Below are 22,838 nucleotides of genomic sequence, written 5' to 3'. Positions count from 1 at the left end.
CTTGTGCCTCGCAGCTAAGTCCTTTGTTATCAAATTGATGTTGTAAGTAGCTGTAGAATCAGCAACTTATAAGTCCTTTGTTTTCATAGTCTGTCGTGTAAGTGGTTTGTTTTCAAATCCGGGAGGGGGGTGGGGGGACCCCGATTTTTGGCCGTTTTGGATCGCCCGCTCACTTGCCGGCTGTCGTAGCTGCCGCCGTACCCTTCTGTTCGTGGTACTCCTCTTCGGTGTTGACGGCCCAGATGTTGGTCTTGTCGATTTGGCCCGCGAGGATGTTGTCCACGGCCGTCATCGCCGTCAGCATCGAGTGGTCCTGGTTGTTGTACTTGTGCATGCCGTTGCGGCCCACCAGGAAAAGGTTCTCGAACGTATCCAGGTACCGGCGCAGTTCTTCGAAGCGCTCGTACACTCCAAAGTACGCCGGATAGGTTTTCGGCATACGGACCACCGTAGCGTCGCGCACATATTGTGGCTCCAGGATGTCGATTTTCGCCAGTTCCTCGACGGCGAAGCGCGTCATCTCCTCGTCCGGCTTCCGCCACAAGTCGTCGTTCTCGTAGCAGAAGTACTCCACGCCAAGCCAGACCTTGTTCAGGTCGGCCACCATGTGGGGACTCCAGTTGTTGAAAATCTGCAACCGCCCGGCCAGTACATCCGGCTCCTGGATGTAAATCCAGTTGTCGCTGATCAATTTTTTCGTGCGCTCGTTGTCTTCGCGGACCTTCAGTTCGTCGAGCAGCAAACCGACCGTGATGAAATCGCGATATTGCAGATTGTCGCTGATGTAGCGCGCGTCCTTTGGAACTTCGGTCTTCAGCGCCGAAACCAGTTCCTGGATCGGCATTGTCGAGAAGAAGTAATCGCCTTCGAACGTACGCGAGCTTCCGTCCGCAGCGATTCCGCTTGCGCTCGTGATCTTGCCGTCCTCGACGCCGAGTTCCTTCACCTGGAATTCCGTGATGATTTCGCCGCCCATCGCGCGGACCTTGCGCGCGACTTCCTCCCACATCTGTCCCGGACCGAACTTCGGATACAGAAACTGCTCGATCAACGACGTCTCGGTTCCTTTCTGCGAGAAGTGGCCGTTCTTCGACTTGACCCTCTGCGCGAGGAAATGGCTGATCGTCTTGCGGATCGACAGGCCCTTAATCCGCTGCTCGCCCCAAGCGGCGCTGATCTTGTCGCACGGAACACCCCAGACCTTCTCCGTGTACGACTGGAAGAACGTCTTGTACAACTGGCGTCCGAAACGGTTGATGAAGAACTGCTCCAGGTTCTCGACCTTCTTGATCGGGAACAGGACGCTTCGCATGTAGCTGAAACCGATCTTTACCGTACGCGTGATGCCCAGCTTGCCGAGCGTGTCAGCCGAGAGCTTGATTGGGTAGTCGAAGAACTGCCGCAGGAAATAGATGCGCGACTTGCGCGGACGAACCAGCATCACCCGATGCTGTTCCGAGAGTATATTGCCATTGGTCTTCGGCACCGCGAGTTCGCGCGTCTGCTGCTGGTAAGTAAGTCGAACGTTTCCCTGTGCTTCGGTTCCGACCGGAATGTGCTGCAGCCACCAGTTCATCACGCGGTCGCTCTTGGAGAAGAAGCGATGACCGCCGATGTCCATGCGATTGCCCTTGTAATCGACCGTCCGCGAGATGCCGCCCATGTACGTGCTCATCTCGAGCACGATCGGATGTATGTCCGTCCGCTTGAGCAGTTCGTAGGCGGCAGTGAGCCCCGCAGGACCCGCCCCGATAATGATGGCTGTCTTAGGCTTCAATTTGTCCCTGCTTGCTTGGGCTTTCCGTACTTCTCCCACTCGTCAATCACGACTTGGCCATTCTGTTCGCCGGCTCGCAACTCATGAGTACAGAATTGCTGGAACCCTGGTCCGCACGCGTAGATCTGTGTGAGCGGCAGGTCTTCCTCTCTTACTGGATACATCCCTATCTCCATCGCCCTCGCAACCCTGCGTTCCGTGGCAACGATGCGGTTCCACGGATCTCCCTTGATGCGAAACTGTCCCGACGCCACCTCGTAGTTGCTCACCAGGAAACAGTGCCCAACACAGGCTCGGTCCATCAGGTGCTGTTCGTGGATGCGCGATCCCGGTTTCTGGAACATGGTCGCGATCACACGTTGACGGGGCTGCAAAGTTGCCGCCAGCGCACGCAATTGCGTCTCGCGCCTGTCTAGTTCGTGGCCATCGATGTACAGCATCCCGAAGAATACCGCAGCCAGCGCTCCGAACCCTGCAACCTGCCACTTCCGCAGTTTCAGCGAGGCCAGGACACAGCACAGTAATACCGCGGAATATAAGGATGCGCGATCCGGCAAATACCCCATCATCTGGAGCTTCGGATGGTAGATTCCACCCGGAGCCAGGAAAACCGCGATCGCCACCACCGCATAAACCAGTATCCAGACCGAGCTCTCAGTCCAGGCCTGCGCCTTCTTCCGCACCAGAGCGAGCGCAATTGCGGCAAAGCTCAGGGCCATCACGCCGCTTGCCAGCCACGCATAGGGCACGTCGTAGACCACAAGTTGATCGGCGCCGAGCATCCAGTAGAGTTCAGTCTCCGGCGGAAGCACGAAGTAGTTCTTCTGAACGAACCAGCGCGCTCCGAGATAACCGAGCAGGATCATCGCCGTGAGCGGGACATGCCATCTTGCCGGGAGAACGCGCATCAATACCAACACGCCGCCGATGCAAAGCAAGCCTGCGGTTCCCAGCAAGTGGCCAAACCAGATCAGCATAAAGAGGGGCGCAATGAGGGCTATGTCCCAACGACGCCCGCACCAGAGGATTGCCAGTGCAAACAGTGACAGTCCGACGGACAGATATAGGTTCATGAAGCCCATGTTGAACATGAACCCGTAACAAACCATGGCAAGCAGCGGTGAAATGCCCCAGGCTGGACGTCGGGCGGCTGCTGAGCAGAAGGCAAAACCACCCCAGAAGAATATGAGTACAGCGAGCGATACAGCGACCTTCTCTGCGGCGAGAGGTCCGAGAATGAACAGCTTGTTCAGCAGCACGTCGAACAGGACGTTGCTGGTCTGCGGCACTATATAGAGGCCGGGAGCTTCGCCGCGTTGGATCAGTGTCGCGAGCCAGGCATTGTAAACGTGACTTCCCAAATCGGTGGCTTGGATCCGTTTGTGCCAGAAGCACGGCACCAGCACGACGGCTGAGAGCAAAACCACGCGCAGCCAGTTGGCCGACAGGAATCTTCCCGTCGATTTTATGCACGGAAATGGTGAATCAGGGACCTTCACGCCCGCGGGCGCGAGAGTCGATGTAGAGGCCGAGGACATTGTGTTTGCCGGATTATACCGTGCAACTTACAAAAGTTAGCGACCCGAGAACCTTTCCGATAATCCAGAGTGCATGGGACATTTCACCATTCGCACAGCAACTCCCGAGGACATACCGACGCTCTTGCGGCATCGGCGGCTCATGTGGTGGGACATGGGTCGGCGGGACGAAAAGGCCCTTGACCTGGTAATGATCTCGGGCCGCGAGTACTTCAACTCCGCCGTCGCCGACGGATCGTACCGGGGATTTCTCGCGATGAATGAAGCCGGCGAAGTGATAGGTGGCGCCGGTATCGTCATCAGTCCGTGGCCGGGGCAGTTGCATCAGCCGCAACCGCGAAGGGCGATGATCCTGAACGTTTACGTTGAGCGTGAGTACCGCAGGCAAGGGATCGCGCGGGCGCTGATGGAGGAGGCGATCCACTGGTGCCGCGAAAATGGATTCGCCAGCGTGAGCCTGCACGCCAGTGATGAAGGCAGGATCCTCTACGAAAAGCTCGGCTTCAAACCAACGAACGAAATGCGATTGGACTTTAAATAACTTTAAATGACTTTAAATAAAGGGCGCGACGCTCGCCGCGCCCTTCCTGTGGTTACTTTTCCTGCAAAGATGCAATGTGGTCAGCCAGGTTGCGATAGCGCAACTGGAGCTCAGCTTCGTCCCGGCGGCTTACCTGCGAAAGGATAGCGCCCCAGACGGGCATATCTTTCGAGCCGTGCGCCGCAATGGTGCGATCACCACGGATGCTCTCGATGACTCGTGCTTCCGGATATTTACCGTTGTTCTGTCTTTGCATTCGGGTGATATCCGGTACCGGTTCTTTCATCGCGGAGGATGCTGGCCCGCTTCCCTTGCCGTCGACCCCATGACAAGAGGCGCAATAGGTTTTGTACATCTCCTGCCCTGATGCAGCGGACGTATGTTTCGCCGGAACAATCTGGACCTTAGGCTTGTCGCCAGTTTGCGCAATGAGCGCCACAGCGACACAAACCAACATGACAACGAGTAAGAGTTTGCGCATGCATCACCTCCGGAACACAGCTCAGGTGCCTGCATTCACTGTGGAGCCGTTCTTTCCGGAGGCAGTAGCGACTGAATCACACCCGTTTGTGACAACGTTCTTTCTTGGGCGTTGTAGCGGTACTACTGGCTTGAACCAAGTGAGTCAACAATGATGACAATCGCCTACTTTCCCGCCATGGTTGCGGCAACTGCCGCGGAGGCGGTTTTCACGTTGCGCAATTGCCGAAGGGAGTTCTGTCCTTTGCGGCAGTAGTCGATCGCTTCGGCGAGCGACTTGATTGAGTATTGGGAAGCGTGGAAGCCCATCGAGTTCTCAGAGACAAGGAAGTCAATATAGAACTGTGCTTTGCGATGGTAGCCGCGTGCTTCGGCGAGTTGCGCGTCGGTAGCGCCCGCGTCCTTGGCTGCCTTGATATCGGCGATCAGGTCCATGAGTGCATCGAGAGCGACGTTGCGGGTGTCGAAGAAGCGAGTCTGGATTTCTTCCACTCGGCTCTTGATCTCCTGTTCAGGCCAGCGATGACATGTCTGGCAGGAGCGGTTGATCTGAAGCACCGGACTGTGGACGTTATGGTCGCTGATCTTTAACCCGCCCTCTCGCAAATACGGCATGTGGCAATCAGCGCAGGTAACACCGGAGCGCGCGTGAATACCCTGGCTCCAGGTTTCGAACTCGGGATGCTGCGCTTTTAGAGCCGGGGTGCCGGTTTCGCCGTGAGTCCAATCTGTAAACTTTTGTTCTTCGTAATAGGAAACGATGTTCTCGAGTTTCAGGCCCTTTGCCCAGGGGAAGGTCAAGCGCTTCTCGGGGCCTTTGAAGTAGTACTCGACATGGCATTGTCCGCAGACGTAGGCGCGCATCTCCTGGCGCGTGGCGTCTTTGTTTACGTCGAAATTCTGGATCCCCTGCGATGCCTTCAGCGCGCGAATGCCTTCGATAAAGGCTGGCCGGGTAACACGCAACTGCATTGTCTTGGGGTCATGGCAGTCGATGCACGCGATGGCCCTCGTCACATGCTTGCGCGCCTCGAAATAAGGCATGTGATTGATGGCGTCAAATCCCTTGAAAATGTCGCCGTTGCCAAGTTGGTTGTAGGCCACCCACATAGAGGCATGGCAATTCAGGCATGTGCCGGGCTGCTTTGCGACCTTCTGCCGCTCGGTAAACATCTGGTCGGTAAGCATGTACGCGTGGCCACGCTTCTCACGATAGTCCTTCGAGAAAGCGTATCCGGCCCACATGGTCTTGAGGCGTGGATCGGCTTCAATCTTGGAAGCGGTGACGATCTCGCGCGGGTCCCCTTCGGTCGGGGAATGCGGGAGAGCTTCGCTGCCACCATAGCGGGTGCGCTTCTGGTCGACCGTGCGGAGATAGAGGTCGTACTGTAACGGGAAGTTTTTACCCCAGATCGCCGGGTCTTCAGTGGTCTCCGTGAGTTCGACGACGCGGAAGAACGGGTTCTTGGCTTCCTGTTTGTGCTCGAAGATGTTGATGAGCAGCGCGGCGACGGCAACGGTGGCGATCACGGCGAGTACGAAGACAGTAATGGTAAGTTTGCGCTGCCGGCGTCCGTTTCCGGCGGGATTATCGTTTGCCATGAGGAATCTCCGTACGAGTCTTTGCAGCTTCGGATTCGGGTGGACTGACTTCGTCGCTCATGCCCATGACGAAGGACGACGCCGAATGCCCGACATTGTAATGACACTTGATACACGACATGCCTTCATCGTGGGCGCCGATAATTGCGGTGGTGATCTCTTCGTGGCATGAGCGACACGTGCCTTCGGTCACCTTGGCGTCGCTGGGACGGATCTCGATATTGTCGGGGAACATTCCTGTGGTGAAGCGCCAGGAATGATTGAAACCGTTCTCGGCCTTTACGGCGTACTTTCCGAAGAAGTTATGCGGTGTATGACAGTCGTTGCACTTGGCGACCTGCCGGTGGCTGGACTTCTGCCAAGCGTCGTAATACTCCTGCATTACGTGGCAGTTGGTACATGCAGCGGGGTCGTTGAGCATGTAGGAGTAGCCACGCGCGTACACGAACGTGTACAGACCCAGTCCGACGGCGACGCCGATGAGCACTGCGAGCGTAGTGGTGAGAGCGCGGTGGTTCATTCTCAGTTTCGGAAAACGACTGCTGCTCTACTACTGCTAAGCCAACTCCACCCCAGTACCCAGCGGGGACTAATGTACCAGAAGTCCTTGAATGATTGCACAGGAACTCAGCCTGGAGATGCAGCGACTATTTACGCCGGATTAGCAGCCAGGCGGTGACAGCAACGGCCGAAGCGGCGACGAGCCCAGCGCGCAGCATGCCGCGCTTCTGCGCCGCTACTCGCGGAACGACGAATTCGTCTTCGGGATAGGCAGTTCTGGTTCCGCGTTCGCCGTTGTCGAGCGCAAGTTTGAGGACTTCGGCAGGATGCAGCGCGTGGCGAGAGGTCTGCTGCTGAACCTGCTCACGACAACTAAACCCGTCGGCGATTACCAAGGTTGAGACTTCGGCCTTGCGGACCGCCGGCAGGAGGACTCGCTCACCGACCGCAATGGATACGTCGTATTTGTCTTTCTCATATCCAAACGATCCGGCCATGCCGCAGCAGCCGGAGGCAAGCTCGTTAACGTCGAGGGCCATACGGCTGAGCAGCTTTTGTTCGGCGTCCATCCGCATGATGGCTTTGTGATGGCAGTGCCCGTGAACGATGGCCTTGCGACGGAGCTTCGGCGGATGGAAGCTGGTGTGAGTGTCGAGAAATTCTCCAAGTAGCTTGACGTTAGAGCGAAGCTTTTTGGCCACCAGATCGTTGGGCATCAATTCGTGCAGTTCGTCACGGAAAACGCTCGCGCAACTGGGCTCAAGCACGACGATCGGCGTTCCGTTTTCGATGTCTTCACGCAGCGTATGCATGATCTTGCGCAGGTATCGTTTCGCAGTGTCGAGAAAGCCGTAATCGTAGAGCGGACGGCCGCAGCAGAGATGCTGCATGGGGACATGAACGTCGCATCCGGCGGCAGTGAGAACTTCGGCGGCGGCCTGCGCGGTTTCGGGGAAAAAGTAGTTGTTAAAGGTGTCGGCCCAAAGGATGACTTTGTGTCCGTTGCTGGTTCGTGGTGCGTTCTGACGGAACCAAGATTTGAACGTGTACGGCGCGAAAGCAGGAATCTGGCGCTGCTGCGGCATCCCGGCTGCGAACTTGGCCGCGACGCTGAGGCCGGGCAATTGCGTAAACAGATTTACGAAACTGGGCGCGACGGATGCCAGACGAGACCATTGGTCGATGAAGCCAAAAGCGAATGCATGACGCGGCCGAATGCGCCCTTCCCAGTAGTGGGAGAGGAACTCAGCTTTGTACGTTGCGATATCGACGTTGACCGGGCAATCGCCTTTGCATCCCTTGCAGGCAAGACATAGGTCGAGCGCTTCCTTGACGTGTTCGTCGCGCCAGGCTTTTTTTTGCAAACCGGGCCCGTCGGGACCGTTCTTCAGCATTTCCCAGAGCAGGTGGGCGCGACCGCGAGTGGAGTGCATTTCCTCGCGCGTGACCATGAAACTGGCACACATGGTGTCGTTGCCCTCTTCGCCCGCAAGCCGCCGGCACGAACCGACACCGACGCACCGCAACGTTGCGTGAGACATCTGACCGTTGTCGTTGGGGAATTGGAAATGCGTCTTGGGCTGCCATGGCTTGTAGCTCGGGCCAAGGCGGAGATTCTCGTCGGGACGATATGGATCGACGACCTTGCCGGGGTTCATTTTCCAGTCGGGGTCCCAGATGCCTTTGAACTCGCGGAATGCCTCGATCAGTTCGGGGCCGAACATCTTATCGAGGAAGAGCGCCTTCGATTGTCCGTCGCCGTGTTCGCCGGAGAGCGATCCGTTGTACTTCGAAGTGATCATGGTGGTCACTTCATCGAGAAAGCGCATGTACTTCTCGATCCCAGGTTTCGTGAAGAGATCGAAACTGACGCGGCAGTGAATGCACCCCATCCCGAAGTGGCCGTACATGGCGGACTTGTATTCGTACTTGTTGTAGAGCGCACGAAGGTCCCGAAGGTATTCGCCGACACGCTCGGGGGCGACGGCGGAATCTTCCCAACCTTCCCACGTGATGGGCTCGCCGGGAACAAAGGCGGTGGCACCAAGTCCGGATTCACGGAGTCGCCAGATCTTCTCCTCGTCGGCCTTCTCGGTGAAGAGCTTCATCGTAGGCGCGTCAGACTTGGACTTCAGGCGATCCATCAGGCGTTGTGCCTGCTCGGTGGCCTCTTCGATCGTGTCGCAGCCGTACTCGAGCATGAGCCAGCCGTTGCCTTCGGGAAGCATGGAGATGTATTTCGAATGCGGGCCGCCCTTGGTTCTGACGTTGGAGACGAGCACGTCGTCGATCCCTTCGAGCGCGATCGGATTTGATTCGAGAACTTCCATGATGTGGTCGGCGGCGTGGTAGACATCGGGGTAGCCGAGCATCAGCAGAACGCGCTGCGGATGGTTGTAGACGAGTTTCACCTTCGCGCGAAGGATGGTCGCGAGCGTTCCTTCGCTGCCGACGAGAGCGCGGCCGATGTTGAACCGACCATGCTCGTCGGGAAGCAGGTTGTCGAGGTTATAGCCGGAAACGCGACGCGGAATCTTGGGGTAGTTACTTCGAATCAGGCCGGCGTAGCGGTCGCGCAATGATTTAATCGCGACGTAGATTTCGCCTTCGCGTCCGCCGGCGGCGATCTTCGCGCTGAGTTGCTCATTGTCCATCCATCCGACGTTCATGCGCGTGCCGTCGTAGAGCAGGACTTCCATCTCCTCAAGGTTGTCGACGGCTTTGCCGCCGAACTGTGCATGGGCTCCGCAGGAGTTGTTGCCGATCATGCCGCCGATGCAGCAGTGGGTGTGGGTGGATGGGTCGGGGCCATAGGTGAGTTTGTGGTCGCAGACTGCGTCAGCGAGTTGATCGCGGATGACGCCGGGCTCACACCATGCCCAAGCTTCCTCAGGATGCACTTCGGTGATGCGGTTGACGTACTTTGTCCAGTCGACGACGACGGCATAGTTACAGCACTGCCCGGCGAGGCTGGTTCCGCCGGTGCGGGAGAGGATGGGCGCGCCAAACTCGCGGGCGGTGTTGATGGCAGCCACGGCGTCTTCGACTGTTCGGGGGATGACGACGCCGATGGGAGTCTGCTGGTAGTTTGAGCCGTCGAGAGCATAGAGGCCGCGGGAGCCGCGGTCGAAACGGACCTCACCGTGGACGTGCTTGCGTAGTGCGGATTCCAGAGCATCGGCATCGACGTCAGGCTTGCGCCAGTTGGGTTCCCGAAAGGCTGTCGGGTTGTTGAGGATACGAAGTTCGTTGGCCGACATCGATTTTCCTTTCAGGGGGCAAAGCGCTCGGCATCGGCGCGTTTCAGTTCAAGTCCGATGCCGGGACGAGACAAATCGGGAAATAGTGCGCCGTGTACTGGTTGAGGGACGCCGTCGAAGAACATGCTTTCGATCCGCACGTGATCGTGGAAGTACTCAACGTGTCGCATGGATGGAGCTGCACAGGCAATGTGCGTGTGCAAAGCGGGAGCGCAGTGAGCGGAAAGCGGAAGGTGATGCGCTTCGCAAAGGGTTGCGACCTGGAGGAATCCGGTGAAACCGGAACAACGAGTAGCGTCGGCTTGAAGGACGTCGACGGCCCTGGTTTCGAGCATGCGACGGAAGTAGTCGAGGTCGTATCCGTATTCTCCGGCGGCGATCTCCATAGGGGCAGGTGCGTGATTGCGGATGAAATGAAGACCTCCGAGGTCATCGGAAGAAACGGGTTCCTCGAACCAGGTCACGCCATGGTCGGCGAAGTCGATTGCCTGATCGAGAGCCTGCTTGCGCTGGTAGGCACCATTGGCGTCGACGAAGAGTTCCGCTGCAGGGCCGATGGCGCGTCGGGCGACGACGACGCGGTGTCGGTCAGCGTCTGGATCACGGCCAATCTTCATCTTTACGCGAGGAATGCCAGAGGCGACCCAGCGGCTGAGTTGCTCGTGGAGTTGCTGGTCGGAGTAGGAGGTGAAACCGCCGCTCCCGTAGATCGGAATCGAGTCGCGGAGCTGTCCCAAAAGTTTGACGAGCGGTAACTCGAGCAGCTTAGCTTTCAGATCCCAGAGTGCGGTGTCGACGGCGGAGATGGCCATGGAAGCGATACCGGGGCGTCCGAGGTTGCGGATGGAGTGAACCATCTTTTGCCAGGCGGAGGTGACGTCGAGAGCGTCGGAGCCACGAACGATCTCTGCAAGTCTGGTGCGGATCAGGACAGCGGTGGATTCGTCAGCGTAGGTGTAGCCGATACCGGTTTCTTGTCCGGCATGAGCGTGCACAAGAACCATCGTGGTGCTGTTCCATTCGTAGGTGCCATCGGATTCAGGCGAACTGGTTGGAACAGTGAAGACGGAAACTTCGATGCTTGTGATGGGAATTGAAGCAGCCACTGTCCTGATAAGTGGGATGCCAGCGAGGGCGAGAGGGTGTCTTGATAAGTGAAGGAGAAGCGAAAAGGCGCAGCCGAAGCCGCGCCTCCGCAGAGCAGTTCTCGTTAGTGGCCAGGCACGCCGAGCACGTTGCGTCCGAAGTAGTCGGTGAGGATAAGCCCAAAGAAGATGAGCAGCCAGAAGAATCCTGCGACGAACACCACGGCACTGAGCTTGTAGCTCTCATACTTCAGGTGCATGAAGAACATGAGCACCAATGTGGCCTTGATCGCGCCGATGGTGAGCGCGATCAGGGTATTCAACTCGCCGGGCATGGGGACGCGCGACAGGATTGCCGTCAGGATCATCAGGCCCATAAGGGCGGCGAATACTATCCAGTAACTGCGGGTGCTTGAAATGTGTTCCGACATTCTCTTTTCAACCTATACGTGCGTGTGTGCGATCAGGTACAGCAATGGGTAAAGGAAAATCCAGACAAGGTCCACGAAGTGCCAGTACAGGCCGGCGATGTGAACGGGCGTGTGGTACTGGGGCGTGTACCTGCCTCGCCATGCAAAAAACGCAATGACCGAGAGGATTCCCAATCCGATGATGACGTGCAGAGCGTGCAAGCCGGTCATCACGAAGTACAAATAGAAGAACAGTTGCAGTTCGTTCGGCGGAACGTTCCCGTGGGCATCCACGTGATTGAAATGCCAGAACGGGCCGGGCACCAGACCGTGGACATAGTGCTCGTGGTATTCCATGCCCTTGATGCCAAGGAATCCGAAGCCCATCAGAATAGTGATAAGCAGCAGGATGGCCGTGACTTTCGGCTTTCCGACCTGCGCCGCATGAACGCCGAGCGCCACCGTCAGGGAGCTGGTGAGCAAGATGACGGTGTTCGTGGTCCCGAGCACAAATGACATGTGCTCACTGCCCATCTCCCATGCGGGGTAATGCATGGTGCGATAGACGAGGTAAGCCGTGAAGAGGCCTCCGAAGAACAGGATTTCGGTGACCAGGAAGATCCACATGCCAAGCGTAGCGGAGTCCCGCTGCTGCTGCATGGTGGCGAAATGATGCCGCAGCGCCTGCTGCGCAACGACTTCAGTATTAGCGGCCAACCGGGACCTCCTGCGGCATGTTTTCGTAGTCGTAAGCTTCCCAGGTTACGACCGGGGTCTCATCGAAGTTGTAAGTCGGAGGAGGAGAAGTGGTCATCCATTCCAGTCCGACAGCATTCCACGGGTTGTTGCCTGCCGGTTTGCCGTACCGCAGAGACCAGAGCAGGTACACCAGGGGCAGCAGATATCCGATGGCAAGAATCGAAGCTCCCGCGCTGGAGAGAACGTTCAGCACCTGGAACTCGCTGGCATACGCGTGATAGCGACGCGGCATGCCGAGGTATCCAAGGACGAACTGCGGGAGGAAGGTCAGGTTGAATCCGACGAATACCAGACCGGCTGCGATCTTGCCCCACGCTTCCGGATACATGCGGCCGGTCATCTTCGGCCACCAGAAGTGGATGCCGGAGAGGTATGCCATGACGGCGCCGCCCACCATGATGAAGTGGAAGTGCGCGACAACGAAGTAGGTGTCGTGCACGTGCGGGTCGATACCGAGACAGGCCAGGAACAATCCTGTCATGCCGCCGATGGTGAACAGGCCGATGAAGCCGAACGCGTACAGCATCGGAGTCGCATAGGAAACCTGGCCCTTATACATGGTCACGGTCCAGTTGAAGACCTTGATGGCCGAGGGCACCGCGACAAAGTAGCTGAGGAGCGAGAAGACCAGCGCCGCGTACGCCGAGATTCCGGCTACGAACATGTGGTGCGCCCAGACGAGGAAGCCGAGCACAGCGATCGCGATCGAAGCCAGAGCCACAAAGTTGTATCCGAAAATGCGCTTACGAGAGAAACAGGTTACGACTTCGGACATGATCGCCATTGACGGCAAAATCATGATGTACACGGCGGGATGCGAGTAGAACCAGAACATGTGCTGGAACAGCACCGGGTCGCCGCCCACGCGGGGATCGAAGATGCCGATGTGCCACACGCGTTCAATCGCAACCAGCGCAACCGTGATGGCGATAACGGGAGTTCCGAGAACCTGAATCACCGACGTTGCGTAATGGCTCCAAACGAACAAGGGCAGGCGGTTCCAGGTCAAGCCAGGAGCACGCATGCGGTGCGTCGTGACGATAAAGTTCAGTCCGGTAAGGATCGACGAGAACCCATTGATGAAGACGGCGAGTCCGGCGACCACAACCTGCGAATTCGAGTAGGTGGTCGAGAACGGCGGATAGAAGGTCCAACCGGTATCGACGCCGCCGGTGACGATGGAGTAGATCATCATCAGCGCCGACACGCTGTAAATGTACCAACTCAGCAGGTTGAGCTTGGGGAACGCCAGATCCTTGGCGCCGATCATGATCGGGATCAGGAAGTTGCCCAGCACGGCTGGAATGGAGGGAATCAGGAAGAAGAACACCATCACGATGCCGTGCATCGAGAACATCTTGTTATAGGTGTCCGACGTCATCATGTCGCCGGCGGGAGTCAGCAACTCCAACCGGATCATCGTGGCAAAGAAGCCACCGATGAAGAACATGAAGGTGATAGAGATCAGGTACAGGATCCCGATTCGCTTATGGTCGGTGGTGAGCAGCCACGATTTCCACCCGTAGTTCGTGTTCAGGTAATTTTCTTGCTCAATTGGTAATGCCACTGTGGCCATGATTACTGCACCTTCGCATTTCCAGCCTTGGGAGCTGCGTTCGCGGCGGGGGCGCGTCCCGGAACTGCGGGACGATTGCTAACTGGCTCACCCTGCTGCGGTTGGGCTAATGACTTGACGTATGCAATCAACGATAAGAGCTGCTCTTCACTCACGATGCCGTTGAACGTCGGCATAATCGGCTTGAATCCGGAAACGACCTTTGCTCCGGGATTCAAGATGGATTCACGAACATAGTTGTCGTCGGCGATGACGGTCTGGCCGGTATCAAGCAAGACCGGCTTCCCGTAAGCACCCTGCAGGTTGGGACCGCGTCCCTGCGTGTCCGAACGGTGACAGGTGGCGCAACCGAGTTCCTGGAACAGCTTCTGTCCGGTGGAAGCCATGCTGCCCTCGCCTGATCCTCCGGAGAGCCATGCCGCATATTCCGCCGGTTCCATAACGACCACTTCTCCGATCATCCCCGAGTGCTCGGTACCGCAATACTCGGCACAGAAGAGGTGATAGCGTCCCGTCTTGATGGGATGGAACCACATGGTGGTGTAACGACCGGGGATCACGTCCTGCTTAATGCGGAACTCCGGGACGTAGAAGCTGTGAACAACGTCCTGCGAAATCAGGGTCAGTTTGATGTCGCGGCCAACCGGAACGTGCAACTGGTTGATTTCCCGTACGCCCTCGGGATGCTGCGCTTTCCACATCCACTGCTTGCCCACCACGAAGATGTCCATGGCGTTCTTGGGCGGCTGCACTTGCGTCATATAGATGCTGGCGCCCCAAACGAACATCACCATGAAGAGACCGAAGGGGATGAGCGTCCACGTGGCTTCCAGCGAGTACGAGCCTTCGATCTGAGTGGCGACGCCACCGGGCTTCTGCCGGTACTTGATGGCGAAGAACGCCACCAGAGCAAAGACGATGAGCGTGAAAAGTCCCGTGACGGCGATCAGGAAGATATAGAGCGCGTCGACGTTGTTCGCAAATGTGGAGGCCCGTTCCGGCCAAAGAGGAACGTTCTGGAACATCAGGCCTTTCCTCCTTTGCCGCTGCGGTCCTTCTGCGGTTCAAGCCGGAACATAACGATGAGGAACCCTCCCAGCACGACGAGCGTGAATGCTCCTGCCAACTGCAGCACACGCGAGATAACAGCACCGTACTTACCCGTGCGCGGATCGTAGTGGTAGCAATAGAGCAAGACCTGGTCCACGATGTTGCCGACCTTGTGCTCCGAAGCCTGCACGATTCCGAATCGCAGGTCCTTGGGTGAATACTCGACGCCATAGAAATACTGCGCAATCTTGCCTTCGGGCGTGATGACCATGATGGCGGCTGCGTGCGCGAACTGCTTGGTCTGGTCGTCCCACGCGTACTTGAAACCCACGGCATCGGTGAGCGCGGCAATCGATTCCTGGGGACCGGTGAGGAAGTGCCACCCCTTCTCTGCACCATCACGACCATAGCGCTCAACGTAGGTGCGCTTCTTTCCGCGGGCAAGCTCCGGACCCTCGGTCGGGTCGAAACTGACGGTCAAAACATCGAATTCTTTGCCGATATCGAACTTAAGCGTGGAGAAAACGCTGGCTTCTCCGTTCAGGACTTCGCCACAGAGCATGGGGCACTCGTAATAGACCATGCTCAACACGACCGGCTTCTTGCCGAAGTAATCGCCGAGCTTGACCTCGCGGCCGATTTCATCGCGAAACTTAAGATCTAGCGGAAGCTGCGCATTCAGCTTCTGTTCGATACCCACGTGCTTCAAAATGCTCGGCGGAGGCGCGGTAGTTCCCTTCGGACCACCCATGACTCCCTGCGCAGCACTCAACGTGCTCATGCTCGCTACCAGGACTAGCGTCCATCCAAGCTGACGCAGGCTATTATTCCGTTTCACCGCTATACCCTTTCTGCTGCCTTTCGGCTAAAACCTACTGCCTTGTTTCCGGCCGCGTTCCACCCGCCAAGCCAGCCGGGGTGTCCACACCGGAACCGAACTCCGCTTTCTGTGCCGGCTGTTGCTGCGGGCGAGTTGGGAGTCCCTGCTGTGCCACTGCCTTGATCGCTGTATCGATAGGCACACGTACGACGCCCGCGTTCTTATCGACCCATCCATAGCTATCGAGGATGGCATTTTCCTGCGCGCGCATCTTGTTCATGTCGGCGACGTCATCCGGTTGAAGAACCGGCTTCGGGAAGCGCTGCGTCGGGTCTTTTTGTTGCTCTGGCGTCAACGCCAGCTGTTGCGCGCCCGTAATGGGCGGTTCGGCGACGACGTTTTTCGCGCGATACCCGAAGTAGCCCCATAGGACCAGGCAAATCAGGATGCCGGAGATCATGAGGACGATGAGGAACACCATGATCCCGCGCCCACCGAGGTCGCGATTCTCAAATCCAGCTCCGTGGTGGCTCGCGTCGTAATGAAGTTCGCCCGGATCGTTGTGATGATTACTCATGAACCTCTCCGTAGATCTCGTAGAGCCGCGGATCGTGGACGGCAACCAAGGGACGGCTCATCAGGTTGCGCACGAACAACGCGGCCCAGATGCCGGCCATGGCGATTGCGATCACCGGGTACATCCAAACCTGGCTGATGGCGAAATGTTCCTTGTTGATGGATGGAGCCGTGATCCAGAACAGATCGAAGAACCGCATCACAATCATCCACACAGCAACGAACGCGAGCTTGCGTGGATCCTTTTTCAGCGCCTGTGAAAGCAAGATGGCAAATGGAATGGCGAAATGGAAAACCACCAGGAACAGAGCCATGGCGCCCCATCCGCCCTTGGTGCGATCCAAGAACCAGTGAATTTCTTCCGGCAGGTTGCCGGCCCAGATGATCAACCATTGCGAAAAGCCGAAGTATGCCCACAACATTACGAACGCGAGTAGCAGCTTTCCGTTGTCCCAGAAGACCACTTCGTCCATCAGGACGTTCATGGGTTCATCGCGAACAAGAATGCGACCCACGATGATGCCAATGGACAGGCCAAGAATGCCCTGACCTACAACGATGATCAACGGGAAGATGGTGGACGGCCATCCGGGACTCAGCGACATCAGCCAGTCGATGGCGGCGAATGACATGGACCAGACATAGGCCAGAACGCCAGCCGCACCGAGTGCGTTCAACTTTCCGCCGAGCCAGCCTTCATACGGCTTGTCCTGGATTTTCGAGTACTTGTTGATGAAGTAGACGATGGCGAACCACACCAGGAAGTAAACGACCGAGCGGATCAGGAACCCCGGGAAGTTCAGGTAGTGCTTGGTCAATGCCTGCATGTGCTCGGTGGCATGCAGCGATTCCGGATGCGCCCAGGGATAAATGTGCTTGTAGCCGATCAGAATCGGAATAAACGCAATGGCGGCAACCCAGATGTTCCGTGATGCCGCTTCCCAGATGCGGCGCATGGTCAGCCCCCAACGCCCGCCCGGCATGAACCATGTAAGCAGCATCCCCATGGGCCCGAGAGTGAGCCCGAGGAAGAGCATGAAGCCAACGAGATACGCCTGCATTGCCTGGCGGGGATTCAGGATGAACGCGATCAGCGAGAGCACAGCGAACACCCCGCCCACTGCTACCGCACGCCGGTACACAGCCTGCAACGACGCCGGTGGCGCATAGTTCAGTCTGTCTAGATCAATCTTGTGGGTCGTGTGCACTATTGTTTCCTCTCCGCCGGTTGTTGCTGTGTGGTCGCGCCTGTCTTTCCTTCATCCGAGCCGACCTTCGGCGTTGCGGGGGCATCAAGGTTCTGCCCCTGCGCCATGGATTGCGGCGCGTGCTGACTTAACTGCAGTGCGCGGATGTACGCAGCAATCGCCCAACGATCATGGGGCGTGACCTGCGCTGCGTAATCGGGCATGGCGCCGAAGCCGTTGGTCATGACGTCGTAGAAATGACCGATCGGCGCATTCAGCAGCTTGGGATCCTGATAAGAAGGCGGACGGCGATATCCGCGCTGCACTACCATGCCATTGCCGTCGCCAGTACGCGAATGGCAAGGCGTGCAGTAGATATTGAATCGCTCCTGCCCGCGCTTCAGGACTTCCTCCGTCACCGGGTACGGCATCACGTCGCCTTCCTTACCATTGATCATGCCGGTGTAGAAGTAGGTGTCTTCGCGAAGCTGTCCGCGGGCGACGGTGTTCGCGATCAGCGGACGCGAACCGCGACCGTCGCTGTAGAAATCGCTCTCGCGCAGCGGCTTCATCTTGGGCTGCACGTGCATGTCGAGCCGGCATCCGGCGAGGACGCCACAGCACAGAAGAGCAAGCGCCGATAATTTTGTGCTCGGTTTAATAGGGCACCTCCGCTACGGAAGCGGGGCCCAGACTTTCGAGGAACGCTCGGGTATCCGCCATATCAAAGCTAGGATCTGCCGATTCAATGCAGAGGAAGAACTTGTCGCGACTTACACGTGCGAACTGCGGCACGTTGAACACCGGGTGGTACGGGGTGGGCAGACCGTTCATCGCAAGCATGCCGATTCCGGCCGCGAGTCCGCCGAAAAGAATCGTCAATTCGAAGGTCACGATGATGAACGAAGGCCATGAGTGGAATGGACGGCCGGCGATGTTCAGCGGGTACGCGATGGAGTTGATCCAGTACTGAAGGCCGTAAGCGGTAGCCATCCCAAGCAGACCGCCCGCAAGACAAACGAGTGCCACTCGGTTCTTTTCGAACCCAATCGCCTCGGCGAGTCCGTGCACCGGTTGCGGGCTGTAGGCGTCCATCTTCCGGTAACCGGCCGCATATGCCTTGGTGGCGGCGGTCAGGATGTCGGTCGGAGTCTCAAACTCTGCCATCAATCCGTACACAGGAGGAACGGCGGTGGTGGTTACGTGACTCATTCCGCCACCTCCACGTGCTTCGGTTTCGATGCGGGTAGCAGGTCACGCATTTCGAAGATCGAAATCATGGGCAACACACGAATGAAGAGCAGGAAAGCAAAGAGGAAGAATCCGATCGTGCCGAGGTACGTCGCCCAATCCCAGCGGGTCGGGATGTACAGGCCCCAGCTCGAAGGCAGGAAGTCCTTCTGCAAGCTGATGACGACGATCACGAAACGCTCGAGCCACATCGCCAGCAGGATGATGATCGACACGAAGAAGAGCATCACCGGGCTCTTGCGGACCTTCTTGAACCAGAGCACATTGACGAAGCCGATGTTGATGGCGATGAGACCCCAGTAGGCCGGCGCATAGAAGCCGGTCATGCGGTTCATCATCATCGTCCACTCATACGGGTTGCCGCTGTACCAGGCGAAGAACGTTTCAATGATGTATCCGTAAGCAACGATCAAACCCGTTGTGAGCATGAACTTCGCGCAGTTATCGAGGTGGCGGTCGGTGATCATGTCGCGCAGGTTGTAGACGGCGCGAATCGGAATGGCCAGCACCAACACCATCGCAAAGCCGGAGTAGATAGCACCGGCAACGAAGTAGGGAGGGAAGATCGTGGTGTGCCATCCAGGTACGATGCCGACGGCGAAGTCGAAGGACACCACGGTATGCACTGAGAGCACGAGGGGTGTTGAGAGTCCGGCGAGAAGAAGGTAAGCCTTCTCGTAACGGTGCCAGTGACGGGCCGAACCGCGCCATCCCAGCGCGAGCATGCCGTAGATGAAGCGCGCGATCTTGTTCTTGGCACTGTCGCGTAGCGTCGCCAAGTCGGGGACCAAGCCGATGTACCAGAACACAAGCGAAATCGTGAAGTAAGTCGAAACCGCGAAGACGTCCCAAACGAGCGGGCTGCGGAATTGCGGCCAGATCGACATCGTGTTGGGGTATGGCGTCAACCAGTAAGCCAGCCACGGGCGTCCGGTATGAAGAACCGGGAATAAGCCCGCGCACATGACGGCGAACAGCGTCATGGCTTCCGCGAAACGGTTGATCGAGTTACGCCACGACTGCTTCAGCAGCAACAAGATGGCGGAGATCAGGGTTCCGGCGTGGCCAATACCAATCCACCAGACGAAGTTGACGATCGCGAAACCCCAGCCGATTGGGATGTTGATGCCCCAAATTCCGGTACCGCGATACAGGAGCCAGGCAGCCGCGATCAGCAGAACGAATGCCAAACCGCCTGCCATACCGACCGCCGCCAACCACCCCAGCGAGATTTCGCTGTTCAGCACGATCGAGGAGATCTTGTCCGTGATCGTTCCGAAGGTGTGTCCCGGAGCAACGACCGGAATCGGCCTATGTTGTGCTTCGATACGTGTCTCTCTCATGAATGATGCTGCTCCGGTTCGCCGCCCTCGATTTCCGGATTCGGGTTCAAAACGGCAGCCGTGTAAGTTGTCCTCGGTCGCGTGTTCAAGTCCTCAAGCACTCCGTAGGTGCGGGGATCAGCTTTTAACTTCGCAACACGACTATTCGGGTCGTTGATGTCGCCGAAGATGATGGCGTCGGTCGGACACACCTGCTGGCAGGCGGTGAGGACATCGCCATCGCGGACGCGACGGTCATCGCGCTCGGCGACGATGCGTCCGTTGGTGATGCGCTGGACGCAGTACGTGCACTTTTCCATGACACCGCGGCTGCGCACCGTAACTTCCGGATTGCGCATCATCTTGAGCTGCGGCGTGGTCCAGTCCTGGAACAACAGGAAGTTGAACCGGCGGACCTTGTACGGACAGTTGTTGGAGCAATAACGAGTGCCGACGCAGCGGTTGTAGACCATGTCATTCAGGCCTTCGCTGCTGTGGACCGTCGCTCCGACCGGGCAAACCAATTCGCAAGGAGCCGTTTCGCAGTGCATGCAAGGAACAGGCTCGTAGTACATCTGCGGATTTGCCGCGCCACCCTTGTAGTAGCCATCCACACGCAGCCAGTGCATGTGACGTCCGCGGAGAACCTGATCCTTTCCAACAACCGGCGTGTTGTTTTCGGCGACACACGCGATGATGCAGGCGTTGCAGCCGGTACACCGGTTCAGATCGATGCTCATGCCCCACTTATGCTCGGGAGCACCGTTCTCACCGACGGCAGGATACTGATAGTTGGGAATCAGCGTCTCATCCGGCTTCGGCGACTCGGCATGCTCGTGCGCGAACTCCGGATTGCGCTTGTACTCTTCCAGCTTCGCGGCACGAACGATGTTGCGTCCGTTGAGCACCTGCGTGCCCTGCGTGGAAGCCAGCGGATACTTCTTGCCGGTTTTCGTGACCTTGACTCCGCGGCTGTAAAACGGCTCGTCGGAGTACCACATCGTGTACGCGTTGAAACCGTGGCCCGTGGCGGTTTGTCCACCGCGCAGGCGTCCATAGCCCAGGTACATGGTGATGGTGTCGTCCGGATGACCGGGCTGCACCCATACCGGGCCTTCGATCTTGCGGCCGCGATATTCGACTTCCGCTACGGCTGCATCCTGATCGGCCGGGAACCCCATGTCTTTCGCCATCTTCGGACTGACCATGATGGCGTTATCCCACGTCAGCTTTGTCAGCGGCTTGGGAAGTTCCTGCAACCAGCCGTTGTTGGCAAAGCGTCCGTCGTAGATGCTTGGGTCGCGGCGAATCGCCATCTCCGTTCCCTGCGACTGATTAACTTGCGTCGCCGGGAAATCGCGGGTGCGAACCTTCACATTTTTCGTGGCGAGGTCTGACCCGGCGATGAAGCCATCGTGAATCGAGCGACGCCAGAAATCGTCGAAAGTGCCTGTGCCCTTGAACTGTGTCTGCCAATAGGTGCGGACGAGATCGTAGCCGGTGACATCGGGCTGACCGTTCATCAGCGCCAGAATCTCATGCGGACTGTGCCCGCTATAGAGAGGCGCGATCAGCGGCTGCACAATGGATACCACTCCATCGGCCGCGCGCGCATCGCTCCAATGCTCAAGGAAGTGCGTGCCGATGATGTGCCAGTCACAAACATAGGCAGTTTCGTCGTAGTGCAGACCGTAGTGAACCTTGAGCGGGACCTTCTTCAGCACTTCCTGGAAGTCGCTGTCGACCGGGCATTCGTAAACCGGATTGCCGTCGAGTATCAGCAGGAAGTCGACTTTGCCCGCCGTGATGTCACCGACGAGCTCTTTGAAGCCTGCCGTCGCGCTCGCGGTGTTGGGAATCAGGGGTTCCGTGTAAATGACGGTGGAACCAACGGCGCCCAGCGCTTCGTTCATTGCGTGCGCCAGTGCATGCACTGCTGCCGGTTGATTCTCGCCTGCCACGACCACTGCGCGTCCGCGATGCGCCTGAAGATCTTTCGCTACCGCATCAAGCCAGCTGTTGTGCTCGCCGTGGACGCTTCCACCGCTGCCCACACCCAGGCGGCTTGCCAGGGCGCGAGCATACTGCTCAACTTCTGATGGCTTCACCGGAATACGGTGGTCCGCCTTGAAACCTGTGGTGGTCGGCGAGCTCTCAATGGCATACATGCGGCTCAGTCCGTGCGGATTTACCTTCTCGTCTGGATCGCGGCGATTAGCCCAATCCATCGAGTACATCGCCATGCCCGGGAATCCGGAGTACAAGAAGTCGGCATCGAGCGTGACGACGACATCGGCATTCGCGAACTGATAGCGCGTCTCGACCGGCTCGCCGAAGGCAAGCTGGGCTCCCGCATAAACAGCGTCGCGGTTGACCGGGTCCCACTGAACCCACTTCATCTGGGGAAACTTCTGCTGCAACGTACGGATCTGCGCAGCAAGAGTCGGCGAGTTGACGGTGCGGGTCAGCAGACGGAAGCCTGCTCCACCATTCGCCTTTTGCGAAGCAAGCGGGGCCTGCATCGCTGCAATGAACGAGCCGTAGGCGCGCGTCTCGCCCCGATACATGTTGGTTTGCGAACGGTCCGGGTCGTACAGATCAAGAATGGAACCTTGAGCAAAGGAATCCGTGCGTCCACGACTGGCCGGGTGCTCGGGATTGCCTTCAATCTTCGTCGGACGACCTTCGTGGCTGCGTACCAGCACCGGAATGGCTTCGGCGCCGAGCGTGAATGCCGAGGCGAAGAAGAGCGGACGGCCCAGCACCAGCTCCTCCGGCTGCTTGACGTAAGGGACGATTGCCTGCGTCGGCATCCTGGTGCAGCCGCTGAGTCCAGCCAGTGCCAGCGACGCACTCATAAGCTTCAGGAAACCGCGGCGGGATGTTTCATCGCCAATCCATTCCGAAGCCTGCCGCGGGAACTCCCGGTGCAGCAACTCCTGGAACTCGTCGGTTCCAGCCAGCTCTTCCAGGCTCCGCCAGTATTCCGGGCCTTGTGCCGCGGAAAGCTGCTTTTGGACAGTCTCCAAATCCAGCTTCGGCTTGCCCGTGTTCTTGATTTGTATGAGTTCCATCTTTTCCGTCTTACCTACCTCGCCCGCAG

At 57.9% G+C, this 22,838-nt stretch carries 19 protein-coding genes; 1 reads left to right on the top strand and 18 read right to left on the bottom strand.

The annotated features are described in order from the left end of the window. Nucleotides 1–169: 169 nt before the first annotated feature. Both VN577_05830 and VN577_05825 read right to left on the bottom strand, forming a co-directional pair. Nucleotides 170–1,777, bottom strand: a complete 1,608-nt coding sequence (locus VN577_05830; GenBank protein ID HWR14325.1) for an NAD(P)/FAD-dependent oxidoreductase — start codon at nucleotides 1,775–1,777, stop codon at nucleotides 170–172. Continuing rightward, the gene (locus VN577_05825) at nucleotides 1,774–3,315 is read right to left on the bottom strand and encodes a hypothetical protein (protein HWR14324.1); all 1,542 of its coding nucleotides are present in this window, start codon (nucleotides 3,313–3,315) and stop codon (nucleotides 1,774–1,776) included. Before VN577_05825 ends, VN577_05830 begins: the two co-directional genes overlap by 4 nt. 73 nt (nucleotides 3,316–3,388) lie before the next feature. On the opposite strand from VN577_05825, the gene VN577_05820 reads away from it, so the two are divergent. Further along, complete coding sequence (locus VN577_05820; GenBank protein HWR14323.1) at nucleotides 3,389–3,856, top strand: GNAT family N-acetyltransferase; 468 nt, start codon at nucleotides 3,389–3,391, stop codon at nucleotides 3,854–3,856. Nucleotides 3,857–3,908: 52 nt separating this feature from the next. On the opposite strand, the gene VN577_05815 is transcribed toward VN577_05820, so the two are convergent. The 16 genes from VN577_05815 to VN577_05740 all read right to left on the bottom strand — a co-directional run bounded on the left by VN577_05815 (nucleotide 3,909) and on the right by VN577_05740 (nucleotide 22,809). After that, nucleotides 3,909–4,337, bottom strand: a complete 429-nt coding sequence (locus VN577_05815; protein ID HWR14322.1) for a cytochrome c — start codon at nucleotides 4,335–4,337, stop codon at nucleotides 3,909–3,911. Between the two features lie 164 nt (nucleotides 4,338–4,501). Further along, nucleotides 4,502–5,938, bottom strand: coding sequence for an ammonia-forming cytochrome c nitrite reductase subunit c552 (locus tag VN577_05810; GenBank protein HWR14321.1), 1,437 nt, complete (start codon nucleotides 5,936–5,938; stop codon nucleotides 4,502–4,504). Then, nucleotides 5,925–6,458: a cytochrome c nitrite reductase small subunit gene (nrfH, locus tag VN577_05805; protein ID HWR14320.1), complete on the bottom strand. Its 534-nt coding sequence runs from the start codon at nucleotides 6,456–6,458 to the stop codon at nucleotides 5,925–5,927. Before nrfH ends, VN577_05810 begins: the two co-directional genes overlap by 14 nt. A gap of 127 nt (nucleotides 6,459–6,585) precedes the next feature. Continuing rightward, entirely contained in the window at nucleotides 6,586–9,699 is a 3,114-nt protein-coding gene (locus VN577_05800; GenBank protein ID HWR14319.1) for an FAD-linked oxidase C-terminal domain-containing protein, read from the bottom strand. A gap of 11 nt (nucleotides 9,700–9,710) precedes the next feature. After that, nucleotides 9,711–10,805, bottom strand: a complete 1,095-nt coding sequence (locus tag VN577_05795) for an enolase C-terminal domain-like protein (protein ID HWR14318.1) — start codon at nucleotides 10,803–10,805, stop codon at nucleotides 9,711–9,713. A gap of 104 nt (nucleotides 10,806–10,909) precedes the next feature. Continuing rightward, nucleotides 10,910–11,215, bottom strand: a complete 306-nt coding sequence (locus tag VN577_05790; protein HWR14317.1) for a cytochrome C oxidase subunit IV family protein — start codon at nucleotides 11,213–11,215, stop codon at nucleotides 10,910–10,912. 12 nt (nucleotides 11,216–11,227) lie between these two features. Beyond that, nucleotides 11,228–11,911, bottom strand: a complete 684-nt coding sequence (locus VN577_05785; GenBank protein HWR14316.1) for a cytochrome c oxidase subunit 3 family protein — start codon at nucleotides 11,909–11,911, stop codon at nucleotides 11,228–11,230. Then, entirely contained in the window at nucleotides 11,901–13,529 is a 1,629-nt protein-coding gene (gene ctaD / locus VN577_05780; protein ID HWR14315.1) for a cytochrome c oxidase subunit I, read from the bottom strand. The genes VN577_05785 and ctaD overlap by 11 nt, the downstream gene beginning before the upstream one ends. Nucleotides 13,530–13,531: 2 nt before the next feature. Next, nucleotides 13,532–14,554: a cytochrome c oxidase subunit II gene (gene coxB, locus VN577_05775; GenBank protein HWR14314.1), complete on the bottom strand. Its 1,023-nt coding sequence runs from the start codon at nucleotides 14,552–14,554 to the stop codon at nucleotides 13,532–13,534. Next, nucleotides 14,554–15,417 (bottom strand): SCO family protein, encoded by an 864-nt coding sequence (locus tag VN577_05770; GenBank protein ID HWR14313.1) that lies wholly within the window; start codon nucleotides 15,415–15,417, stop codon nucleotides 14,554–14,556. The genes coxB and VN577_05770 overlap by 1 nt, the downstream gene beginning before the upstream one ends. A 34-nt stretch (nucleotides 15,418–15,451) precedes the next feature. Further along, complete coding sequence (locus VN577_05765) at nucleotides 15,452–15,976, bottom strand: hypothetical protein (GenBank protein ID HWR14312.1); 525 nt, start codon at nucleotides 15,974–15,976, stop codon at nucleotides 15,452–15,454. Further along, nucleotides 15,969–17,183 (bottom strand): hypothetical protein, encoded by a 1,215-nt coding sequence (locus VN577_05760; GenBank protein ID HWR14311.1) that lies wholly within the window; start codon nucleotides 17,181–17,183, stop codon nucleotides 15,969–15,971. The genes VN577_05765 and VN577_05760 overlap by 8 nt, the downstream gene beginning before the upstream one ends. Beyond that, nucleotides 17,183–17,752, bottom strand: a complete 570-nt coding sequence (locus tag VN577_05755) for a cytochrome c (GenBank protein ID HWR14310.1) — start codon at nucleotides 17,750–17,752, stop codon at nucleotides 17,183–17,185. Before VN577_05755 ends, VN577_05760 begins: the two co-directional genes overlap by 1 nt. 67 nt (nucleotides 17,753–17,819) lie before the next feature. Next, nucleotides 17,820–18,374: a DUF3341 domain-containing protein gene (locus tag VN577_05750; protein ID HWR14309.1), complete on the bottom strand. Its 555-nt coding sequence runs from the start codon at nucleotides 18,372–18,374 to the stop codon at nucleotides 17,820–17,822. Beyond that, nucleotides 18,371–19,756: an NrfD/PsrC family molybdoenzyme membrane anchor subunit gene (nrfD, locus tag VN577_05745; protein HWR14308.1), complete on the bottom strand. Its 1,386-nt coding sequence runs from the start codon at nucleotides 19,754–19,756 to the stop codon at nucleotides 18,371–18,373. Before nrfD ends, VN577_05750 begins: the two co-directional genes overlap by 4 nt. After that, nucleotides 19,753–22,809 carry a TAT-variant-translocated molybdopterin oxidoreductase gene (locus VN577_05740; GenBank protein HWR14307.1) on the bottom strand — a complete coding sequence of 1,019 codons (3,057 nt, stop codon included), beginning with the start codon at nucleotides 22,807–22,809 and terminating at the stop codon, nucleotides 19,753–19,755. The genes nrfD and VN577_05740 overlap by 4 nt, the downstream gene beginning before the upstream one ends. Nucleotides 22,810–22,838 lie beyond the last annotated feature (29 nt).

The sequence above is a fragment of the Terriglobales bacterium genome, assembly GCA_035561515.1.
Classification (GTDB): domain Bacteria; phylum Acidobacteriota; class Terriglobia; order Terriglobales; family Acidobacteriaceae; genus DATMXP01.
This window is presented reverse-complemented; position numbering and strand designations above follow the sequence as displayed.

What these genes read in the sequence shown, in the direction of transcription:
- VN577_05750 (HWR14309.1), bottom strand. Translation starts at nt 18,374, where the DNA reads ATGAGTCACGTAACCACCACCGCCGTTCCTCCTGTGTACGGATTGATG.
- VN577_05790 (HWR14317.1), bottom strand. Translation starts at nt 11,215, where the DNA reads ATGTCGGAACACATTTCAAGCACCCGCAGTTACTGGATAGTATTCGCC.
- VN577_05740 (HWR14307.1), bottom strand. Translation starts at nt 22,809, where the DNA reads ATGGAACTCATACAAATCAAGAACACGGGCAAGCCGAAGCTGGATTTG.
- VN577_05810 (HWR14321.1), bottom strand. Translation starts at nt 5,938, where the DNA reads ATGGCAAACGATAATCCCGCCGGAAACGGACGCCGGCAGCGCAAACTT.
- VN577_05815 (HWR14322.1), bottom strand. Translation starts at nt 4,337, where the DNA reads ATGCGCAAACTCTTACTCGTTGTCATGTTGGTTTGTGTCGCTGTGGCG.
- nrfH (HWR14320.1), bottom strand. Translation starts at nt 6,458, where the DNA reads ATGAACCACCGCGCTCTCACCACTACGCTCGCAGTGCTCATCGGCGTC.
- VN577_05800 (HWR14319.1), bottom strand. Translation starts at nt 9,699, where the DNA reads ATGTCGGCCAACGAACTTCGTATCCTCAACAACCCGACAGCCTTTCGG.
- VN577_05825 (HWR14324.1), bottom strand. Translation starts at nt 3,315, where the DNA reads ATGTCCTCGGCCTCTACATCGACTCTCGCGCCCGCGGGCGTGAAGGTC.
- nrfD (HWR14308.1), bottom strand. Translation starts at nt 19,756, where the DNA reads ATGAGAGAGACACGTATCGAAGCACAACATAGGCCGATTCCGGTCGTT.
- coxB (HWR14314.1), bottom strand. Translation starts at nt 14,554, where the DNA reads ATGTTCCAGAACGTTCCTCTTTGGCCGGAACGGGCCTCCACATTTGCG.
- VN577_05765 (HWR14312.1), bottom strand. Translation starts at nt 15,976, where the DNA reads ATGAGTAATCATCACAACGATCCGGGCGAACTTCATTACGACGCGAGC.
- ctaD (HWR14315.1), bottom strand. Translation starts at nt 13,529, where the DNA reads ATGGCCACAGTGGCATTACCAATTGAGCAAGAAAATTACCTGAACACG.
- VN577_05820 (HWR14323.1), top strand. Translation starts at nt 3,389, where the DNA reads ATGGGACATTTCACCATTCGCACAGCAACTCCCGAGGACATACCGACG.
- VN577_05755 (HWR14310.1), bottom strand. Translation starts at nt 17,752, where the DNA reads ATGCACGTGCAGCCCAAGATGAAGCCGCTGCGCGAGAGCGATTTCTAC.